This is a genomic window from Pseudomonas sp. RGM 3321, from assembly GCF_022836805.1.
Lineage (GTDB): Bacteria > Pseudomonadota > Gammaproteobacteria > Pseudomonadales > Pseudomonadaceae > Aquipseudomonas.
Genome location: NZ_JALHBH010000102.1, coordinates 1 through 20,295, shown reverse-complemented (window position 1 = coordinate 20,295; position 20,295 = coordinate 1). Strand labels below are relative to the sequence as shown.

General features: G+C 57.0%; 18 protein-coding genes. 9 read left to right on the top strand and 9 right to left on the bottom strand.

Annotated elements, in window-relative coordinates; translation table 11 throughout:
- Positions 1–18: 18 nt before the first annotated feature.
- Genes RGM3321_RS09040 through RGM3321_RS09020 form a run of 5 tightly spaced genes read right to left on the bottom strand, consistent with a single transcriptional unit; the run spans position 19 to position 4,711 of the window.
- Complete coding sequence (locus RGM3321_RS09040) at positions 19–1,050, bottom strand: ABC transporter ATP-binding protein (RefSeq protein ID WP_244392726.1); 1,032 nt, start codon at positions 1,048–1,050, stop codon at positions 19–21.
- Positions 1,047–1,841, bottom strand: a complete 795-nt coding sequence (locus RGM3321_RS09035) for an ABC transporter permease subunit (protein ID WP_244392724.1) — start codon at positions 1,839–1,841, stop codon at positions 1,047–1,049. Before RGM3321_RS09035 ends, RGM3321_RS09040 begins: the two co-directional genes overlap by 4 nt.
- A complete protein-coding gene (locus tag RGM3321_RS09030) occupies positions 1,838–2,707 on the bottom strand; it encodes an ABC transporter permease (protein WP_244392722.1) in 870 nt (289 codons plus the stop codon). The genes RGM3321_RS09035 and RGM3321_RS09030 overlap by 4 nt, the downstream gene beginning before the upstream one ends.
- The gene (locus RGM3321_RS09025) at positions 2,707–3,708 is read right to left on the bottom strand and encodes an ABC transporter substrate-binding protein (RefSeq protein ID WP_244392720.1); all 1,002 of its coding nucleotides are present in this window, start codon (positions 3,706–3,708) and stop codon (positions 2,707–2,709) included. Before RGM3321_RS09025 ends, RGM3321_RS09030 begins: the two co-directional genes overlap by 1 nt.
- A complete protein-coding gene (locus RGM3321_RS09020) occupies positions 3,692–4,711 on the bottom strand; it encodes a substrate-binding domain-containing protein (protein WP_244392718.1) in 1,020 nt (339 codons plus the stop codon). Before RGM3321_RS09020 ends, RGM3321_RS09025 begins: the two co-directional genes overlap by 17 nt.
- A gap of 194 nt (positions 4,712–4,905) precedes the next feature.
- Between RGM3321_RS09020 and RGM3321_RS09015 the strand changes: the two genes are divergently transcribed.
- The 5 genes from RGM3321_RS09015 (at position 4,906) to RGM3321_RS08995 (ending at position 11,035) form a co-directional block, all read left to right on the top strand.
- Entirely contained in the window at positions 4,906–5,880 is a 975-nt protein-coding gene (locus RGM3321_RS09015; RefSeq protein ID WP_244392716.1) for a serine/threonine protein kinase, read from the top strand.
- A 298-nt stretch (positions 5,881–6,178) separates the two neighbouring features.
- Positions 6,179–7,066, top strand: coding sequence for an EamA family transporter RarD (gene rarD, locus RGM3321_RS09010; protein ID WP_244392714.1), 888 nt, complete (start codon positions 6,179–6,181; stop codon positions 7,064–7,066).
- An 827-nt stretch (positions 7,067–7,893) separates the two neighbouring features.
- Positions 7,894–10,353 (top strand): S-type pyocin domain-containing protein, encoded by a 2,460-nt coding sequence (locus RGM3321_RS09005; protein ID WP_244392711.1) that lies wholly within the window; start codon positions 7,894–7,896, stop codon positions 10,351–10,353.
- Entirely contained in the window at positions 10,343–10,594 is a 252-nt protein-coding gene (locus RGM3321_RS09000; RefSeq protein ID WP_244392709.1) for a bacteriocin immunity protein, read from the top strand. Before RGM3321_RS09005 ends, RGM3321_RS09000 begins: the two co-directional genes overlap by 11 nt.
- Positions 10,595–10,735: 141 nt before the next feature.
- Positions 10,736–11,035 carry a bacteriocin immunity protein gene (locus RGM3321_RS08995; RefSeq protein ID WP_244392707.1) on the top strand — a complete coding sequence of 100 codons (300 nt, stop codon included), beginning with the start codon at positions 10,736–10,738 and terminating at the stop codon, positions 11,033–11,035.
- A 12-nt stretch (positions 11,036–11,047) separates the two neighbouring features.
- On the opposite strand, the gene RGM3321_RS08990 is transcribed toward RGM3321_RS08995, so the two are convergent.
- Complete coding sequence (locus tag RGM3321_RS08990) at positions 11,048–11,566, bottom strand: ACT domain-containing protein (RefSeq protein ID WP_244392706.1); 519 nt, start codon at positions 11,564–11,566, stop codon at positions 11,048–11,050.
- Between the two features lie 321 nt (positions 11,567–11,887).
- Here RGM3321_RS08990 and RGM3321_RS08985 point away from each other — a divergent pair, with 321 nt between their 5' ends.
- The gene (locus tag RGM3321_RS08985; protein ID WP_244392704.1) at positions 11,888–14,065 is read left to right on the top strand and encodes a malate synthase G; all 2,178 of its coding nucleotides are present in this window, start codon (positions 11,888–11,890) and stop codon (positions 14,063–14,065) included.
- Between the two features lie 66 nt (positions 14,066–14,131).
- Here RGM3321_RS08985 and RGM3321_RS08980 read toward each other — a convergent pair whose 3' ends face one another.
- A complete protein-coding gene (locus tag RGM3321_RS08980; RefSeq protein WP_244392702.1) occupies positions 14,132–14,578 on the bottom strand; it encodes a response regulator in 447 nt (148 codons plus the stop codon).
- Positions 14,579–14,810: 232 nt separating this feature from the next.
- On the opposite strand from RGM3321_RS08980, the gene RGM3321_RS08975 reads away from it, so the two are divergent.
- Both RGM3321_RS08975 and RGM3321_RS08970 read left to right on the top strand, forming a co-directional pair.
- Positions 14,811–16,745, top strand: a complete 1,935-nt coding sequence (locus RGM3321_RS08975; protein ID WP_244392844.1) for a putative nucleotidyltransferase substrate binding domain-containing protein — start codon at positions 14,811–14,813, stop codon at positions 16,743–16,745.
- Positions 16,742–17,455: a 3'-5' exonuclease gene (locus RGM3321_RS08970; protein ID WP_244392701.1), complete on the top strand. Its 714-nt coding sequence runs from the start codon at positions 16,742–16,744 to the stop codon at positions 17,453–17,455. Before RGM3321_RS08975 ends, RGM3321_RS08970 begins: the two co-directional genes overlap by 4 nt.
- Positions 17,456–17,468: 13 nt before the next feature.
- On the opposite strand, the gene RGM3321_RS08965 is transcribed toward RGM3321_RS08970, so the two are convergent.
- Both RGM3321_RS08965 and RGM3321_RS08960 read right to left on the bottom strand, forming a co-directional pair.
- A complete protein-coding gene (locus tag RGM3321_RS08965; protein ID WP_005735052.1) occupies positions 17,469–17,771 on the bottom strand; it encodes a cell division protein ZapA in 303 nt (100 codons plus the stop codon).
- Positions 17,768–18,001 (bottom strand): hypothetical protein, encoded by a 234-nt coding sequence (locus RGM3321_RS08960; RefSeq protein WP_002555595.1) that lies wholly within the window; start codon positions 17,999–18,001, stop codon positions 17,768–17,770. The genes RGM3321_RS08965 and RGM3321_RS08960 overlap by 4 nt, the downstream gene beginning before the upstream one ends.
- 421 nt (positions 18,002–18,422) lie before the next feature.
- Here RGM3321_RS08960 and RGM3321_RS08955 point away from each other — a divergent pair, with 421 nt between their 5' ends.
- Positions 18,423–20,048, top strand: a complete 1,626-nt coding sequence (locus RGM3321_RS08955) for a methyl-accepting chemotaxis protein (RefSeq protein WP_244392699.1) — start codon at positions 18,423–18,425, stop codon at positions 20,046–20,048.
- Positions 20,049–20,295 lie beyond the last annotated feature (247 nt).

Below are 20,295 nucleotides of genomic sequence, written 5' to 3'. Positions count from 1 at the left end.
CTCTCTACGGAAACGATGTTACGAATGCAGGGTGAACAGCGCCTGCGGCTCGACACTCAAGGCGATGGCAGCGTTGGTGGCGTGAATAACGTTGTCGGTGCTGTCTACCAACAGTGGTTGCGGACCACCGACATCGACCAGCAAGCGGCTTTGCGCCCCCTGAAAAAACTGCCCGACCAGGCGACCCTGAAGGTGCCCGCGCTCCGGCATCAAACGCAGATGCTCCGGGCGGCAATACACCGTGCCCGGCAGATCAGTGCCACTCCATGGCAGCTCGCCGCCGCGTACCTTGAGACCGGATGGTGTGTGCTCGACCACGCTGAACGCATTGAGGTTGCCGACAAATCCTGCGACAAACGCATTGGCCGGCTGTTGATAGATTTCCCTGGGCGTCGCCAACTGCGACACGCAGCCTTTTTCCATGACCAGAATCCGGTCGCCCAAGGCCATGGCTTCGCCCTGATCGTGGGTGACGAACACCGAGGTGATGCCCAACCCACGCAACAACTGGTCAAGCTCGCTGCGCAAGCGCTCACGCAACTGCGCATCCAGTGCCGCCAGCGGCTCGTCGAGCAGCAGCACCCGCGGACGCGGTGCCAGCGCTCTGGCCAACGCGACCCGTTGACGCTGACCGCCGGAGAGTTCGTTGACACGACGATTGCCATGACCGGTCAGGCCAACCAGTTCCAGCAACTCATCGCAACGCTTGCTTCGTTCGACAGGCGACAGGCCGCGAATCTTAAGGCCGTAGACAATGTTGCCGGCCACGTCGAGATTCGGGAACAGCGCGTAGTTCTGAAACACCATACCGACGTCACGCCGCTCGATAGGCAGGCGCGTGACGTCCTGATCATCGAACAGCACCTGACCGACATCCGGCCGCTCCAACCCTGCGATCAGACGCAAGGTGGTGGTCTTGCCGCAACCGGACGGACCGAGAATCGCCAGCGTTTCGCCAGGTTCGATGGTCAAGTGCAAATCCTGTACAGCAACGGTGCCGTCGGCAAATGCCTTGCGGCAGCCTTTCAGGCGAATGGTGGTTCCGCTCATCGGTTCTCTCCACGGGCAAGACGCGCACTGATGGCCTGTAACGCAATCAGCAGCGGCACAATCAGCAACAGAAAAAGAAGGGTGTAGGCGCTGGCGACTTCCAGTCGGGCTGAGGCGTAGCTGTCGGCCAGACCGACCGGCAGAGTCTTGGTCATCGGCGTGTGCAGCATCCATGTCAGGTTGAACTCGCCCAGCGACAGGGTCACAACCATCAGCACACCGGCCAGAATTCCGGCCCGGCAGTTCGGTACTACTACGCTGAAAAAACGCTTGATCGGGCCAGCGCCCAGACTGGCGGCAGCCTCTTCAAGAACCGGCAACTGTTGACGCTGCATGACCGCCATGACCGGGCGTACCAGAAACGGCAATGTGAACAACACATGGCCCACCAGAATGAACAGCCAGCTGCTGCGAAAGCTGCCGAACTGGCCGTAGGTCAGCAGCAACGCCAGGGCGCTGGCCAGGCCGGGCATGGCGACGGGGAGAACCATCAGTTCTTCAAATGCCCGGCTGAAGCGATTGTTCATGCGCACCAGCGCATACGCCGCCGGAACGCCGACCAGGCACACGCAAATCGCGCAGGCCACAGCCAGTTGCAGCGACAACCAGACGGTTGGTGAATAGGCCTGCCAGACCTGCACCAGCCAGTCGAATGTCAAACCGCTCGACAGGCCCAGAAAATAATTGCGGGTCAGCCCGGCAAGCAGCGAGAGCACTACCGGGACCAGCATGAACGCACAAACCAGCAACGTGAACGCTAGTTGCGCAGCAAACAATGGTGAACGTTTCAAAGGGCAACCCCTGATGTCCGGACCATGCGACGGGCCAGTAACAGCACCGCCCACGTCACCAGCCCGAGGATCACCGACAGCGCGGCGGCTACGGTGAAGTTGGCGTAATTGGTGAACACGTTGTAGATCGCCACCGGCGTGACGTTCAGGCGTGTACCAAGCGTAAATGCCGTACCGAATGCGCCCATCGACGTGGCGAAGCAGATTGCACCGCAGGACACCAGAGCGGGTACCAGCCCCGGAACGATCACATCGCACACCACGCGCCAATGACCCGCGCCCAGCGAATGCGCAGCTTCTTCAAGGCTGCGGTCCAGGCTTTCGCAAGCGGCCATGACGGTGAGGATCACGCGTGGAATCGAGAAATACAGGTAGCCAATGAACAAACCGGTCAGCGAATAGGCGAATATCCAGCGTTCGCCAGCCAGCTCCAGCCCGAGTGCCGCGAAGATGCCTTGGCGACCGGCCAGCAGAATCACCAGAAAGCCCACCACCACGCCGGGAAACGCTAGCGGAAAGGTCAGCAACGCCACCAGCGCAGAGCGTCCGAAAAACTGGTTGCGGGCCAGAAACACACCGCTGATACCGCCGACCAGCAACGCCGCAAGTGTGACCACCAGAGCCAACAGACAGGTCTGCACCAGGCTGCCGAGGTATTGAGCACTGCTCAACACCTGCCAGTAACCGCTGCCATTGCCGTCAGCGCCTTGCGCGCCGAGCAGGATCAGGTGGGTCAGCGGTAACAGCCAGAATGCCAGCAATACCGCCAGCGCCGGAGCAAGCGCCACCGCAGCGGTCGGGCGCAGCCGCAGCCTCATAAATCCGCCCTTGTGCAGAGCCAGCGCGTGTCCCGGCGAGGCTGACATTACTTCACCTCACGCAGATAACGGGCAGCAAAGGCTTCCTGCACGGCAGCCATGTGCTGGTAATCCACCACACCGGCACGAGCGTAATCGCTGTCGGGCAGGAACTGCGCGGCCACGTCGGCAGGCATCTTCGAGCGCACTGGACGCAAATAAGCCTTGGCCCACAGCGCCTGGCCCTCGTCAGACAGGACGAAATCCAGCACCTTCTCGGCATTGGCGCGGTGCGGTGCCTTGGCAACCATGCTCATCACGTACGGCACGCCGATGGTGCCTTCCTTGGGAATCACGAAAGCAACGTTGGCCTTGTCCTTGTAGCGAGCGCGATAGGCGTTGAAGTCGTAGTCGACCAGAATCGGCAGCTCACCGGACAGTACGCGGGCATACGCGGTTTGCTTGGGCACGATGGGCGAATTCTTCGCCAGCTTCTGGAAGTAGTCGATGGCCGGACCGAAGTTGTCCAGTGTGCCGCCCATGGCCTGATTGATCGCAACGGCGGACACGTAACCGACGAATGCACTGGAGGGGTCGAGGTAGCCGACCATGCCCTTGTACTCGGGCTTGAGCAGATCCGCCCAGCTTTGCGGCACCGGCAGACCGCCCAGCGCGTCGACGTTGACCATGATGCCCAGCGTGCCGGAATGAATGGCGAACCAGTGCCCTTCAGGGTCTTTCAGACCTGCGGGAATGTCGTCCCAGTGTTTGGGTTTGTAGGTATCGACCACACCGGCCTTTTGCGCTTGCAGGCCGAAGGTCACACCGTAATACACCACGTCAGCAACCGGCGCGGCCTGCTCGGCGACGATCTGCGCCAGCGCCTGCCCCGAGTTCTTGTTGTCCAGCGGCACTTGTACACCGGTGCTGTCGGCAATCGCCTTGAGCTGCGTGCCCCAGTCAGCCCATTCAAGCGGGCAGTTGTAGCAGATGGCGGTTTCGGCGGCCTGGGCGAGGCTGGCCGCACCACATAACAGCAGTGCCGCGAGGGTTTTACTTAGGCTGAGCATGAAGCATCTCCTGGTAGGGCTGGGTGCTTTCGCCGGGCCGGATATGGCACGGCAGACAATGAGAAACCGGTGCCGCGCCGGCAATTCGCGACAGCAACTGGTCGATGACGATGTCCGCCAGTTCGCCAATCGGCTGAACCACACTGCACAGCGTCGGGTGCATCTGCGTGCCCAGCGTGATGCCATCGAAGCCGATGACCGAAAGGCGTTCGGGAACGCCCCAGCCGTTGCGACGCAATTCGGCAATCAGGCTGATAGCCAATAGATCGTTGGAACAGACCAGCGCGCTGGGCGCGGTCGGGCCACGTAACAGCGGTTCGAGCGCGGCGAAATCGGCGTTGGTATGGGCGGGCATTTCAATCACCGGCCGCGTCTCAAGCCCATGCTCGTTCATGGCATCGCGATAGCCTCCGTAACGCAGGCGGGCGCGGTCGGACTGCATGACCGGGCCTGCGACCATGGCGATACGCCGGTGACCGGCGTCGATCAGATACCGCGTCGCCAGCGCCATGCCTGCGCGGTTATCCACAGACACAGCGCTGTAATCCTCATTGTCGGTCTGGTGATAAGCCAGCACGAACGGCGTGTCCTCGATGGCCAGGCTCTCCAGCACACGGTTGTGCTCGGCGTCGGTTACGGTCAGCACCAGCCCGTCGACTCGCTGGCGCAGCAACTCTTCAACCACGGCGCTTTCACGCTCGGCGCTGTAGTCGGTGGTCGCCAGCAACAGGTTGTAGCCCCGTGCCCGCGCCGCTCCCTCCATAGCCTGAAACTGCTCGGCGAACACCGGGTTGAGCAGGTTTGGCACAATGACGCCAATCAGATTGGTGGTTTGCAGACGTAACTGTCTGCCCAACCGATTGGGGCGAAAGCCAAGTTCACGGGCAGCGACGAATACTCGCTCGCGGGTCTCGGCTCGCACCACCTCAGGGTTTGCGAAGGCGCGTGCAGCGGTGGCCCGGGAAACCCCGGCCAGTCGTGCAACTTCTTTCAAATCAGTCATGGTCGCTCGCTTGAGATCGATCTCATTGGCGGCAACTCTAAGTGGCGAACATGGCTAAACAGCGACCGGAGGATGACCGTTTGGTGACAACTCGACCCTTGGGCACTTTAAACAGAAGGGGTTTAGCGAACCGGGACCGGTCTGCGTTACCATCAGCGGTCCGACGCGGCAACCTGCTGCGCGCAGGAGTAGTCATGGCTCACCCGTTTGCAACACTTACTCCCGATCTGGTTCTGGATGCTGTCGAAAGCATCGGTTTTCTCAGCGATGCCCGCATCCTGGCGCTCAACAGCTACGAAAACCGCGTGTATCAGGTCGGTATCGAAGACGGTCAGCCGCTGATCGCCAAGTTCTATCGTCCACAACGCTGGACCAACGAAGCCATCCTTGAAGAACACAGCTTCACTTACGAGCTGGTCGAGGTCGAAGTGCCCGTCGTCGCGCCCATGGTGCATAACGGCGAAACCCTGTTCGAACACGCCGGTTTTCGTTTCACGCTATTCCCGCGCCGCGGCGGACGCGCGCCAGAGCCGGGCAATCTGGATCAGTTGTATCGCCTGGGCCAGTTACTGGGGCGTATCCATGCGGTCGGCTCGACCAAACCGTTCGCGCACCGCGAAGCACTGGGCGTGAATAATTTTGGCCATGCGTCGGTCAATTACCTGCTGGAAAACAACTGCATCCCGCGCAGCCTGCTTCCGGCTTACGAGTCGGTAGCCCGCGACCTGCTCAAGCGTGTCGAAGACGTTTACGCCGCCACGCCGCACACCAACATTCGCATGCACGGCGACTGCCACCCCGGCAACATGATGTGCCGTGACGAAATGTTCCACATCGTCGACCTGGACGACTGCCGCCTTGGCCCTGCCGTTCAGGACATCTGGATGATGCTGGCCGGTGATCGTCAGGAGCGCCTCGGCCAGTTGTCGGAGCTGATGGACGGCTACAACGAATTTCATGATTTCGATCCACGCGAACTGGCCCTGATCGAACCACTGCGTGCCCTGCGCCTGATGCACTACAGCGCCTGGCTCGCCCGTCGCTGGGACGACCCTGCGTTCCCGCACAGCTTTCCATGGTTCGGCACCGAGCGTTACTGGGGCGACCATATCCTGGCCCTGCGTGAGCAGATGTCGGCGCTGAATGAAGAGCCGTTGAAACTGTTTTGACCTGATGAGTCCCAGATTATCGTGCGGCGCTCCGCGTCCGATCCTGAATGTCCGGTGCGGCGCAAATCTGTGACGCGGAGCGTCACCCAAGGCATTCCCACGCTGGAGCGTGAGGAACGATAATCTCAACTATCGTGCGGCGCTCCGCGTCCGATCCTGAACAAGCGACGCGGCACAGATGTCGTGAATCAACCGAACCTGTGTATAACATCGAGCGCTCCAGCGTGAGCACGACCAAAACCATCAACCGCATCACCCGACAATAAAACCGGAAATTTCTGTATTAAAGGGACGCTCCATGCAAGCTGCCAATCCACGCCGTGGATACATTCTGGGCCTGAGTGCTTACATCATCTGGGGCCTGTTCCCCATCTACTTCAAGGCTATCTCCGCCGTTCCGGCCATCGAGATCATCATCCATCGTGTGCTTTGGTCAGCCCTCTTCGGCTCGATTGTGCTGATGTTCTGGAAGCATCCCGGCTGGTGGCGTGACCTGCGCAACAACCCACAGCGACTGGCCGTACTGGCACTGAGCGGCACGCTGATCGCGGCCAACTGGATCGTCTACGTGTGGGCCGTGAACAACGGCCGCATGCTTGAAGCCAGTCTCGGCTATTACATCAACCCGCTGGTCAACGTACTGCTGGGCATGTTGTTACTGGGCGAACGGCTCAGGCGCCTGCAAATGCTGGCGGTCGCTTTCGCCGCCATTGGTGTCGCCCAACAGGTCTGGCACGTGGGCAGCCTGCCTTGGGTGTCACTGGCGCTGCCATTGACCTTCGCGTTCTACGGCCTGATCCGTAAAAAAGCCCCGGTTGCCGCCCTCCCTGGCCTGGTGGTGGAAACCTGGATGCTGGTGCCACTGGCATTGATCTGGCTGGCACTCAACCCGACAGCCATCAGCGCACAAGCACAATTCTGGACCACCACCCAGGCCATCTGGCTCGCAGCCGCGGGCCCGGTAACGCTGATCCCGCTGGTGTGCTTCAACGCCGCAGCCCGCCACCTGCCGTTCACCACCCTGGGCTTCCTGCAATACCTCGCGCCCACGCTGGTTCTGCTGCTGGCCGTACTGCTGTATGGCGAGCATCTGACCACCAGCACCATCATCACCTTCGCCTTTATCTGGGCGGGGCTGGCAATCTACAGTGTGGATATCTGGCTGAAATCCCGCGGTCGCAGCTGATCAAAAAACACACAAACCCTCGCAGGCCACGCTCCCCGTGGCCTGCAAGAGGTTCTCCAAGGGTTATCCACAGGCAGGCTAACCTTATCTGTGCACAAGCCTTTGAAACTGTTGGTTTTTTGATCAACTTTCGCCAGGCCACGGCGAACGTGGCGCGCAAGGCTATTCCCCCAGGTTATCCACAGGCAGGTGCACGGTTAACTTGGATAACCTGAAAGTGGATCTAGTCCTCGGTACCCAACACCAACTCCACAATCAGACCACCAGCAAGCGTCGCGTGCAGGCAGAGCGGATCAAAAAGCACTGCTCTACCAGGTACCGCCCCCCGTCCCTCGAAAGAAGTTATACGCTGATATATTCAGCTTCTTGAAAAGCCCGTCAACCAAAGATTCTCGACCGGTTATATCTAGTGAAGCATCTAAAAAGTATTCAATCGACAGTCATACTGTTTTTATACCATAAGACCCGGCAATCTTTATTCCAATAATGCACGCCCTAAGCGGCCAGGGGGCATAAAGATATCACCTCCATCCCACTCAAAGGCCGTCAACTTAAAAACATCATGCTGACGAAATAATATCGCGACACCCTCAAAAGCCCCGATATCATTCTACAACCTGACAATGGGATGCCATTGCGTATCGTCATAAATTGATAACACTTTTTAATCGACAACTCCACTCGCACCCAACTATGTTATCTATTACTCGCATCAATAAGTATTTTCTCTACTGAGCAATAACGAAACATGCAGGAAAACCTAGTGTTCCGACGGCCGGATGAAACTCATGGACAGTTACATTTTCGCTTAACATGGAGATTCACATATGACAGAGAAAGGATACACACCAGGCCAGGTTTATGAAATTAGACCCTTGATTATCACCCCTGACCGTGTACAGACTTTTGGGCAGCACATCGGAGGTGGCTACACAGGCAATGGGGACGGTTGGGGACCTCAAGAAGGACCACGCAGAGGTGAAAGCGGCAGTAGCGGCAGAAATCGTGAAATCGCATTACCCAACGTAATGGCGGAGTTCATGAATGAGCAGATTCATAGCCAAGCCCAGATCGACCGTGAATACGGCGGACGGTTCGAAACGATAGTTAGCAATACAGAGCATGAACTACAAGAAAAAAAAGATGAAACTAAAAACGGTAGGCCTCTCACGACTGAAGAGTCTGTAGAACTGGATCGAGTAATCACGCTAGACCTTATTCACGTCAAAGCGTCTCAATATTCAAATACAGCACCGAACATTTATGGCTTTTATGGACAAAGCCCTTATTTTTTGATGATGGTGTTACCACGCCAAAAAATGCGAGAGCTATTAAACTCAGGAAATGCCACACGAGAATCACTTATCGAATTATATGCATTATTTGATAACGTATATAAATCAGCAATGGAATTAAAAGCACTATCTATTTCTATAGATATTCTCGCGTCCAAGTTTTCAGACTTGGCAAATCAAGCAAGAGGCGTGCAGGCAGCCATATCCTTCAATAACTCAAGTTGGCATGCAGTACAAAATCAACGATTTGATGTTATTAACTCAGAGCGAGATATACACGTCCAACAACTCCCCGAGTTCCTACAATCCGAACTCATCGCAGCAGCCGGTTCGGTGGCAGGTCAGACACCCGTACAAGCACTTGCTCACTACAGGGCCACACTAGACCATATGGCCGAAACCAAAACCAACGAAATTGGACCCATTCATGCTCCGCCTCCACATTCTGGAAGAGGCATAACCATCACGTATCCTGCAAATAACCCCAAGATAAATGCTCCATTGAGTAAACCAGAACTCGAAGCGCTGAACGAACTGGTTTACTTACAGCTCAATACACCGCTTGGAGTCAAATGGCTAAGCTATCACCAAGCGCTGCTGAAATCTGAATCCGCACGACATCTGATCGTGACCTCAAATGCATTTCAAGGCTTGATTGAGCGACTGCGTGTACTTGATCAAGATGCTGAGGCAAAACGAATGGCAGACGAGCAAATACATTTAGCTATGCAGACTGAAGCAAAGCGCATTGCGGACGAACAAATACGCATCGCTATGGAAATTGAAGCCGAGCGAATGGCCGCTGAACAAGATCGCATTAATGCTGAAGCGGAAGCTCAACGTATCGTCGATGAGCAGACGCGCAATGTGGCAGATGCAGTAAAAACTGCTCATACATTCCGCATGTCAGGCTCGATATCAACATCTCAATCAATCTTCACGACTTCTGCTGGCGCCGTGGCGGTCATTGATGGAGCCGCACTTACCCTGGAAGCTGCCATTCGCACAACCGTGGCAGCAGTCACCAGTGTGGCTGCGGGCACTGCGTCAGGCTTGATGGTCGGCATCGCCGCCTTGGTGTATCCGTCAAAACTGGCTGATGGCGAATTGCCTGAACGCTATGCATTCAGTACTCCCTTATCAAATATTACTGGGCGAGAAGGGCTTTGGCCGACATTGGCTGACGCGGGCGGAACAGTGAGCTTACCTGCTCGCATCAGCTCGAAAACAGCTGCGGCAGGACAGTCGGAACTCATTATTGTCAAAACCGACGGGGTCGCCATACCTTCCAAAGTCAAGGTAATTGAGGCTGTTTATAATACGGTGCAAGAAGAGTACACCGTCATAACAGCGGACATACCGCCACGAACGATAATCTGGACGCCCATTGCTTCCAATGAAAATGCGTCAACATCGATTCCTGCCGAGCAGTCAGGGTCAGTGTCCTACACCGGAGCAACAATCACGCCTGTTGCAGGCAGAATTGACAGCTTCCCGGGGATTATTGAAGCAGGGTTCGATGACTTCATTACTGTTTTTCCGTCAGATTCCGGCCTACCGCCTGTTTACGTCATGTTCAAGGATCGACGCGACGAGCCAGGAACGGCAACAGGTGCCGGGCATCCTGTAACAGGCATATGGCTGGGCGCAGCCTCTGACGGCGGCGGAGCACCCATTCCCTCGCAAATAGCCCTTCAATTAACCGGAAAGAATTTTAGAAATTTCAGGGCATTTCGGGAAGCTTTTTGGCAGGCTGTTGCCAATGATACTGAATTGTCCAGACAGTTTTCTCCTATTAACATTATGGCAATGAAGAAGGGGTACGCCGCATTCGTTAGAAAAACCGAACGACGTGGCGCCAGAAATAAATATGAATTGCATCATAAAATTCACCTATTTCATGGAGGAGATATTTATAATGTTGATAACATTTATGTGACCACACCAACCCGCCACATTGAGATTCATAAGGAATTTAATAATGAGCAATAATATAAACGACATGACAGAACTTGAATTTCTTCTGTTCGTTAAAAACATCAGCGAAGCTAACTACCCCTCTGAAAGTGCTCATAACGACGCAGTCATTAGTTTTGAAGAAATCTCAGAACACCCTGCTGGTTCGGATTTGTTATTTTATCCTGAACAAGGTAAGGAAAGCCCTGAAGCGATAGTCGCAGAAGTTAAAGCATGGCGAGCAGCTAACAGCAAGACGGGCTTCAAAACTCCCTAATTATGAACACCCGCTCAGTTACCCAACATCAACTTGGTAACTGAGCTCTACCCTGTTAGTTTATCTTTACTTTTACTTGAGGCAAGCAAGTACCCAATCCGAGGGAGCACGATGCTGCTCATAGAATCCAAGGAGAAAAAAATGAATCTTAAAGAAAGGCTCGAAGACTATACTGAACAGGAGCTCATCGAACTCATGAATAAAATATGGCAGGCTGATGTTAATTCCGAAGATGAACATGACACACTTATTTCACACTTTGTCAGCGTCATGGAACATCCTCTGGGCACTGACCTGATTTTTTACCCAGAGTCACATGACAAGGACAATCCCCTTGCTATTCTTGAACTCATAAAGAACTGTCGCTCAGCCAACGGTAAATCGGGCTTTAAATTGACTTGGGATGATAAGTGCGCTCAGTCGCCAACCTTACATTGGTGACTGAGTATAGCCTCACTCCTCACTCCGCAACACCAACTCCACCATCAGATCATCAGCCAGGGTCTCAAGCCCTGCCTGCAACTCATCCAGCGACAAGCCCAGCGGTACGCCCAGCACGGCATCGGCGTGGAACAGCAACTCGCTGCTCATGGGCGCAGGGGAAACGTCGGTGATCAAGTGTTCGACGTTGACGCCCTGCCCGGCCAGCAAGCGGGTAATGTCGCGCACAATACCGGGGCGGTCGTTACCGACCAGCTGCATGCTGATCAACTGGGTCGGGGCGGTTGGCTCTATCACGCTTTCGGCCAACAGCATGCGAATGCCGTGGGCTGACAGGGCGTTCAACGCCTTGATCAGGTCATCGTACTTTTCCGGCTCGACACCCACCTTGAGGATCCCGGCAAACTGCCCGGCCATGCGCGACATGCGGCTTTCCAGCCAGTTGCCGCCCTGCTCGGCAATGCACTGCGCGATACGTTCGACCTGACCCGGTTTGTCGGGAGCAACCAGCGTTACGACGAGATGATCCACGGTCAATTCCTCTTTCTGTGCAGGTGATTTGAAAACGGCGTCGGTCGCACGAGTATAGACAGACCCGAGGGCAGCCCGTGCGCGGTAAATCGTGTACCGTTTACCACGCTTTATGGAACAATCCCGAGCGCTTTTGGGAACACAATGAATATCATCGTGACCCGATATGAATATCCAGTCGTTTAGTGACATATTCAGCGACGTTTTCACGCGACGGCGGCTCATGTAGTATCCGAAATCTCGCACTACATGACACCAAGATCAATAACAGAGCGCTCCCCGAGTGTGCTCGACCCTGCTGAGCAGAGTGAGGCAAGTGCAATGACTGAGTACGTTCAAGTCGGTGACCTGCAAGTCGCCAGAGTCCTGTTCGACTTCGTGCAGAACGAAGCCACACCCGGAACCGGCATCGACGCCACTGCGTTCTGGGCCGGTGCGGACCAACTGATCCACGACCTTGCGCCAAAGAACAAGGCACTGCTCGCCAAACGAGATGAATTGCAGGCGCAGATCGACACGTGGCACCAATCGCGTGCCGGACAGGCTCACGACGCCTCGGCTTACAAAGCCTTCCTTCAGGAGATCGGCTACCTGCTGCCAGAAGCAGCGGACTTCCAGATCACCACGCAAAACGTCGATGAAGAAATAGCCTCCATGGCCGGACCGCAACTGGTCGTGCCGGTGATGAACGCACGGTTTGCGCTCAATGCGTCCAATGCCCGCTGGGGCTCGCTGTATGACGCGCTCTATGGCACCGATGCCATCAGCGAAGAAGGCGGCGCGGAGAAAGGCAAGGGTTACAACAAGGTGCGTGGCGACAAGGTGATCGCCTTCGCCCGCGCGTTTCTCGATCAGGCTGCCCCTTTGGCGGCTGGGTCCCACGTTGATTCGACTGCTTACAAGTTGATCGACGGCAGACTGGTCATCAGCCTCAAGGGCGGCAGCAACACTGGCCTGCGCGACGATGCACAACTGGTGGGTTTCCAGGGTGATGCCTCAGCGCCGTTCGCCGTGCTGTTCAGGCACAATGGCCTGCATTTCGAATTGCAGATCGACGCTTCCAGCCCGGTTGGCCAAACCGATGCGGCAGGCGTGAAAGACATCCTCATGGAAGCCGCGCTGACCACCATCATGGACTGTGAAGACTCCATTGCAGCCGTCGATGCCGACGACAAAGTGGTCGTCTACCGTAACTGGCTGGGCCTGATGAAAGGCGATCTGGCGGAATCGGTGTCCAAGGGCGGCGAGACCTTCACCCGCACCATGAACCCGGACCGGGTCTACACCACGCCACAAGGCGGCGAAGCCACGCTGCACGGTCGTTCGCTGCTGTTCATTCGCAACGTAGGTCACTTGATGACCATCGACGCGATCCTCGACAAGCATGGCAATGAAGTGCCGGAAGGTATTCTCGACGGCCTGCTGACCAGTCTGGCTGCGATCCACAACCTCAACGGCAATAGCTCGCGCAGCAACAGCCGCAGCGGCTCGATGTATATCGTCAAACCGAAGATGCACGGGCCGGAGGAAGCCGCGTTTACCAACGAACTGTTCGGGCGTATCGAGCAGGTGCTGGGCTTGCCGCGCAACACATTGAAAGTCGGCATCATGGATGAGGAACGCCGTACCACGGTCAACCTCAAAGCCTGTATTCAGGCAGCCAGCGAGCGCGTGGTATTCATCAACACCGGCTTCCTCGACCGCACCGGTGACGAAATTCATACCTCGATGGAAGCGGGCCCGGTGGTGCGCAAGGCGCAGATGAAAGCCGAGAAATGGATCAGTGCCTACGAGAACTCCAACGTCGACATCGGCCTGAAATGCGGTTTGCAAGGTCGTGCGCAGATCGGCAAGGGCATGTGGGCCATGCCCGACCTGATGGCAGCCATGCTGGAACAGAAAATTGCCCACCCGCTGGCTGGCGCAAACACTGCCTGGGTGCCCTCGCCTACAGCGGCCGCGCTGCACGCCCTGCATTATCACAAGGTCGATGTGTTCGCTCGCCAGGCCGAACTGGCTCAGCGCGAGCAGGCATCGGTGGATGACATTCTGACCATTCCCCTTGCACCGAACACTGACTGGACGCCCGAAGAAATCCAGAACGAACTGGACAACAACGCACAGGGCATTCTTGGCTACGTGGTGCGCTGGATCGACCAGGGCGTGGGTTGCTCGAAAGTACCGGACATCAACGACATCGGTCTGATGGAAGACCGCGCAACGCTGCGCATCTCAAGCCAGCACATGGCCAACTGGCTGCGTCATGGCGTTGTCACCGAAGCTCAGGTGCTGGAAAGCTTGAAGCGCATGGCACCGGTCGTGGATCGCCAGAATGCCAATGACCCGCTGTATAGCCCCCTGGCACCAGACTTCGACAGCAACATTGCCTTCCAGGCAGCCGTAGAACTGGTGATCGAAGGCACGCGGCAGCCTAACGGCTATACCGAGCCGGTATTGCATCGTCGCCGTCGTGAGTTCAAGGCTAGTAAAGGTCTGTAACGAGTCGTCTGAGCCATTGCGGGTGCTTGTCCTTGCCGGATGAGCAATCCGCAAAGGCTCACTGCTTCAACTTATCCCCAACTCTCGCTTCACCAGCTTCACCAGTTGCTTGGTGTTAAGCGGCTTGAGCAGGAAGTCCACCACGTTAAGGTGCATGGCATCGATGGCATCGCGCACGTTGGCATCGCCTGAGACGATAATGATCGGCAGTTCGGAGCGATCCGACTCCCGTACCTTGCGGATCAGGTCCAACCCATCGAAAGGCGCCATACGCAAATCGGTGATCAGCAGTCCGATGGACTGACGCGTCTGGATCATTTCAAGCGCGCTGTCGCCACCGGGTGCGGTCATGCAACTGATGTCGTTGAGGCTCAGAATTTCGGCCAGCAGCTCGCGCGCGTCGCTGTCGTCATCGACGATCAGGACTCGTTGCGGTGCGTCACGGACGGGCGTGAGCATGACCTCATGGAGGGCATTGCGCTCGTCATCGCTCAAAATGTCGTGGTCAATCATTGCAATCCCATCTTTCCCTGAACTAATCCGACAGCAGATATGGGTCAATCTGCGATGCATTTCGTCGGCATCCCGGCCGGTCTTCGCTCGCAATCCATTGCGTTCGTCAAATCAGTTACGCAGCAGCAGACACGGCCATGTCACTCGGTTCAAGCGTAAGACTTACGTCCAATGGGCACCCGGCTGCAAGCGGCCGACCATGAGCACCAATAACAAGAACGCGGAACAGGCCATGAGCAAGGCAGATGCTTTCACCCAGGCAGGCAAGACAGCCGTGCTACAGAACATACACGGCACCATGCAGTTTCTGCAAAAATTCCCGCCTTTCAACCAGATGGAAAACGCTCATCTGGCGTACCTCGTAGAGCAGTGTCAGCTCCGGTTCTATGCCGCAGATGAAAGCATCATCAAGCCCGGCGATGGCCCGGTAGAACACTTCTACATCGTCAAACAAGGGCGAATCGTTGGTGAACGTCCGCATTCTGCCAAAGGCGGCACAGAAACAACATTTGAAATTACCACTGGCGAGTGTTTTCCACTTGCGGCCCTGCTGGGCGAGCGTGCCACTCGCACCGAGCACCTGGCCGCCGAGGACACCTTCTGCCTGCAATTGAACAAGCAGGCGTTCATCAAGCTGTTCGCGCTTTCCACAACGTTTCGCGACTTTGCCCTGCGCGGTGTCAGCAGCCTGCTGGATCAGGTCAATCAGCAAGTTCAGCAGCGCGCCGCTGAAACCCTGGGCACGCAGTATTCCCTGAATACACGTCTCGGCGAACTGGCCATGCGTCACCCGGTGATGTGCAGCCCTGAAACACCCATGCGTGATGCGGTGAAACTGATGCATGAACAGCAGGTAGGCAGCATCGTGATTGTCGACGAGCAGCAGGCCCCACTGGGGATTTTTACCCTGCGCGACCTGCGTGAAGCGGTTGCCGATGTGAATGCCGATTTCAGCGCGCCGGTCAGACACACCATGAGCCTGTCGCCGTTCCATCTGAGCCCGGACGCCAGCGCATTCGACGCGGCCATCGCCATGACCGGACGTCACATCGCCCACGTGTGCCTGGTCAGAGACGGGCGATTGTGTGGCGTGGTGTCGGAGCGCGATCTATTTTCCTTGCAACGGGTCGACCTGGTCCATCTGGCACGGACCATCCGCAATGCACCGCGTATCGAAGCGCTCGCCGGCTTGAGGGGCGATATCGTCCAGTTGGTCGACCGCATGCTGGCCCACGGTGCCTCTTCGACCCAGATAACCCAGATCATCACCCTGCTCAACGACCACACCGTGTGCCGCGTTATCGAGTTGACGCTTGCAGAAAAAGGCGACCCCGGCATTGCATTCAGCTGGCTGTGCTTTGGCAGCGAAGGCCGCCGCGAGCAGACGCTGCATACCGATCAGGACAACGGCATTCTGTTTGAAGCCAGCGATGCGGCAGAAGCAGAGCAGATCCGAACGTTACTTCTACCGATTGCCGAGCGCATCAATCAAAGCCTGGCGCAGTGCGGTTTCACCCTGTGCAAGGGCAACATCATGGCCGGCAACCCCGACCTGTGCCTGTCCCGGCTCGAATGGTCAAAGCGCTTTGCAGCCTTTATCCGCGAAGCAACTCCGGAGAACCTGCTGGCATCGAGTATCTATTTCGATCTACGCGTGGTCTGGGGCGATGAAAGTGGCGGCGAGCAACTGCGCCGCGGCATTCTGGATCAGGTGGCAGACAACAAGCTGTTCCAGCGCATGATGGCCGAGAACGCTCTGCGCCAACGGCCGCCGGTGGGCCGTTTCAAGGATTTCGTGCTGGCGCGAAAAGGCAGCGAAAAAGACACCCTGGACCTCAAGACCGAAGGCCTGACGCCCTTTGTCGACGGGGCGCGCCTGCTGGCGCTGGCCAACGGAGTCGGCGTCAACAATACCCAGGAACGCCTGCGCCAACTGGTCGAACGTGAAGTCATCGACCCGCTGGATGGCGCTGCGTATGAAGAGGCTTACCACTTCATTCAGCAGACCCGCATGCAGCAACATCAACTGCAAAGCCGCCAGAATCTTCCTTACTCCAATCGCATCGACCCTGACACGCTCAACCATCTGGACAGACGCATTCTGCGCGAATCGTTTCGCCAGGCGCAGCGACTGCAAACCAGCCTGACCCTGCGTTACCAACTATGAACCTGTTCGAATGGCTCAAGCCGCGCGCGAAAAAGACACCCTTGCAAGCGCATCAACTGGATCGCCTCAAAAAGCTGCCGGTCTGCGCGAACCTCAGCGACAAGCCGTTGCGCCAACAGCGCTGGGTAGTGCTGGACCTCGAAACCAGTGGCCTGAACATGAACCGCGATCAAGTGCTGTCCATCGGCGCGGTCGTGATTGAAGACGGTGCCATCGATCTGGGCCAGCAGTTCGAGCGTACGCTGTTGCGCGTCGATCACAAGGTCAGCCCGGCCGTGCTTATTCATGGTTTGGCGCCCAGTGCGATTGCCGCGGGCAGCGAGCCCGCCGAGGCATTGCTGGACTTTATGGAGTTCGTCGGCGAAAGCCCGATTCTGGGCTTTCATGCGCCGTTCGATCAGCACATGCTGTCGCGCGCGCTGAAAGAAAGCCTGGGCTACCGCTTGCAGCATCCGTTTTTCGATGCCGCCGAAATCGCCCCGATGCTCTGCGAGCAAGCCAACCTGCGTCATGCAGGGCTGGACAACTGGACGCAATTTTTTGGCCTGCATGCCGAAGAGCGTCACAACGCCAGCGCTGATGCACTGGTCACCGCAGAACTGGCGCTGATCCTGTTCAGCCACGCACGTCGTCAGCAGATCGACAGCCCGCGACTACTGGAAGAGCGACTTGGGCAATGGCGCAGACGTAAACAATCGCACTCTTTTTGACTGCGACCTGCGCTCAGCTCTGGGAAATGGTCTTGGCGATTACATCCACCGTCGCGTCCACCTGCTCGCGGTAACGCTTGAGCTCGACCTTGTGCAATTGCTCAAGCTCGATTTGCTGCGAACAGAGGTTCAGCGCTGCCAGAACCAGCAGACGGTCACCGATCAACGTCGGGTATTTGCGCTTGGTGTCGGCCAGCGACGCGTTGAGCATCGCTGCGGCCTTCATGAGGGTCAGGTCTTCACCGGCCGGGGCTTTGACCGAGTACTCGTTACCCAGAATGGTGAGAACGGTTACACCGTTGCCATCGACGTTCATGCGCCAACAGCACTTGCGCTGGTCGCGCGGTCAACCAGTGCCTGGATACGGGCGGCGGTGCTGCCCTGCTTCTCTTCCTGCTCCATCAGGCTCAGTTGCAAGTTCTCGTTCTCGTCCTTGGCTTTTGCCAGCTCGGCACCGAGCTGTGCATTTGTGTCTTGAAGGGCCTGGTTCTGTTGCACCAGATCACCGACAAGTTGTTCCAATTGGCTAAGGGAGGCTTCCAACATTTTGATTTCTCGAGCAAATTTCAACGGGCGCGTACGATAAAGAAAAGTCGCTGCGCATGCCAGCGCTCAGGCTTTGATACTGATCTGTCATGACGTTGACATGTCGATAACGTAGACGCGTAGGGGGCTTGTGACTACGTATTCGGAATCCGGTTCCTGCTGTTCGTCAGACCGTCTGAAACTGCGACAAATGCGCGCAGCCAATGGGCAGACTGCCATCGCGAAAAAAGCACCCACCCCGTCTTTTCAAGGGGTTGCGTCCGAGCCGCGAGCGAGATGAAGAAATCGTCACGATTAAGTCACCCCCAATAAGTGCCTATCGGCTCAAGACTTTAGTCGCACGTCCGATAGGCACCCCACTTACGGCTTTATCTCCGTCTCTAAATCGCATGGAACGCGTGAATGACCCTGGAAGCTTTCTATGTCCCTGCGAAATATGAACATCGCGCCTCGAGCGTTTCTTGGATTTGCCATGATCGGCACCCTCATGCTGATTCTGGGCGTCTTTGCACTGTCACAGATGAGCAAGATCCGCAGCGCCACCGAGGTGCTGGCCGATAGCAACGTGCCCAGCATCAAGAGCCTCGATCGCTTCGCTGAAGTCAGCATTCGTCTGCGGGTGCTGTCCTATCGATTGCTGGTCAATCGCGATCCGGAAACCCAGCAGAAAACCATCGAGCTGATGGCGATGCGCAACAAGCAGATCACTGACGCTCAGGCCGTTTACGAGAAGCTGATCAGTACCCCCGACGAGCGCAATCTCTATAGCCAGTACGTGCAGCTGCTGGGGCAGTATCGCCAGCTTGAAGACCGTCTGAAGGCGCTGAGCAGTGCCAACAAAATCGACGAATTGCAGGGTTTGCTCAACAAAGAAATGGTCAGCAACTCCGACCAGATGAACGTTGTGCTGCGCAAGCTGGTGGATATCAATACGGCGCAATTGAATGAGGTCAAGGAGCAGGCCTCCATCGAGTATGACTCGGCATTCAATATGGTGATCGGACTGCTGATCGCCGCCACCCTGCTGACCCTCGTGTTTGCCTGGATGCTGATCAAGAGCATTACCACACCGATTGCCACCGCACTGCTTGCGGCGGAGACCATCGCGCAAGGCAACCTGACCCGGCCGATCAGTATCGACGGCACCGATGAAGCCGGTCGTCTGCTGCTGGCCATGAAAACCATGCAGGACAAGCTGCGCGATACCTTGCAGGGTATTTCCGGCTCGGCCACGCAACTGGCTTCAGCAGCCGAAGAACTGAATGCCGTCACTGACGAAAGCGCACGCGGGCTGGTGCAGCAGAACGACGAAATAGAACAGGCTGCCACTGCGGTCAACCAGATGACCAGCGCCGTGGAAGAAGTGGCGCGCAACGCCACCAGCACTTCGCAGGCATCGCGCAGCGCAGCGACCTCTGCGGGCGATGGCCGCGACCTGGTTCAGGAAACCGTCAGCGCCATCGAGCGCATGAGTGGCGACGTGCAAGGCACCGCCGAGCTGATCATCAGCCTGGCCAATGAGTCGCGTGATATCGGCAAGGTGCTCGACGTGATTCGCGGCCTGGCCGACCAGACCAATCTGCTGGCATTGAACGCCGCCATCGAAGCAGCGCGGGCCGGTGAAGCAGGACGTGGCTTTGCCGTAGTGGCCGACGAAGTCCGTGCCCTGGCCCATCGCACCCAGCAATCGACCAGCGAAATCGAACGCATGATCAGCAGCATTCAGACCGGCACGGAGCAGGCCGTCAGCTCGATGCGCAACAGCACCGAACGCGCCGAATCGACCTTGAACATTGCCAAGGGCGCGGGTTTGGCGCTGAACACCATCAACGTCGCGGTCGAAGAGATCAACGAACGCAACATGGTCATCGCCAGCGCCGCCGAAGAGCAGGCGCAAGTCGCTCGCGAAGTGGACCGCAACCTGGTCAACATCCGCGACCTGTCCGCACAATCCACAACTGGCGCCAACCAGACCAGCGCAGCCAGCACCGAACTGTCACGCCTGGCCGTGGACCTCAACAGCATGGTGTCGCGCTTCGCACTTTGATGCTCGAAAACGGGCGTTTTATTTCCGGAAGCTATGTTGTGTGAAAGCCAGTCTTCGCGAACAAGTTCGCTCCTACGCCCTTCGGGCAGAAGCAAACCGTGATCCCCAGCTTCTGGCCGCAGGCCGTAGGAGATTCTATGGTTTTGGGAAAGCCCTCAAGCCACTTTTGTTTGATATTCGCTCTGGTTCTTTAACAGAGCGAAGACTACTCAAGCTAACTTTCGGGCGAGCATGACCAGCGCTTGAG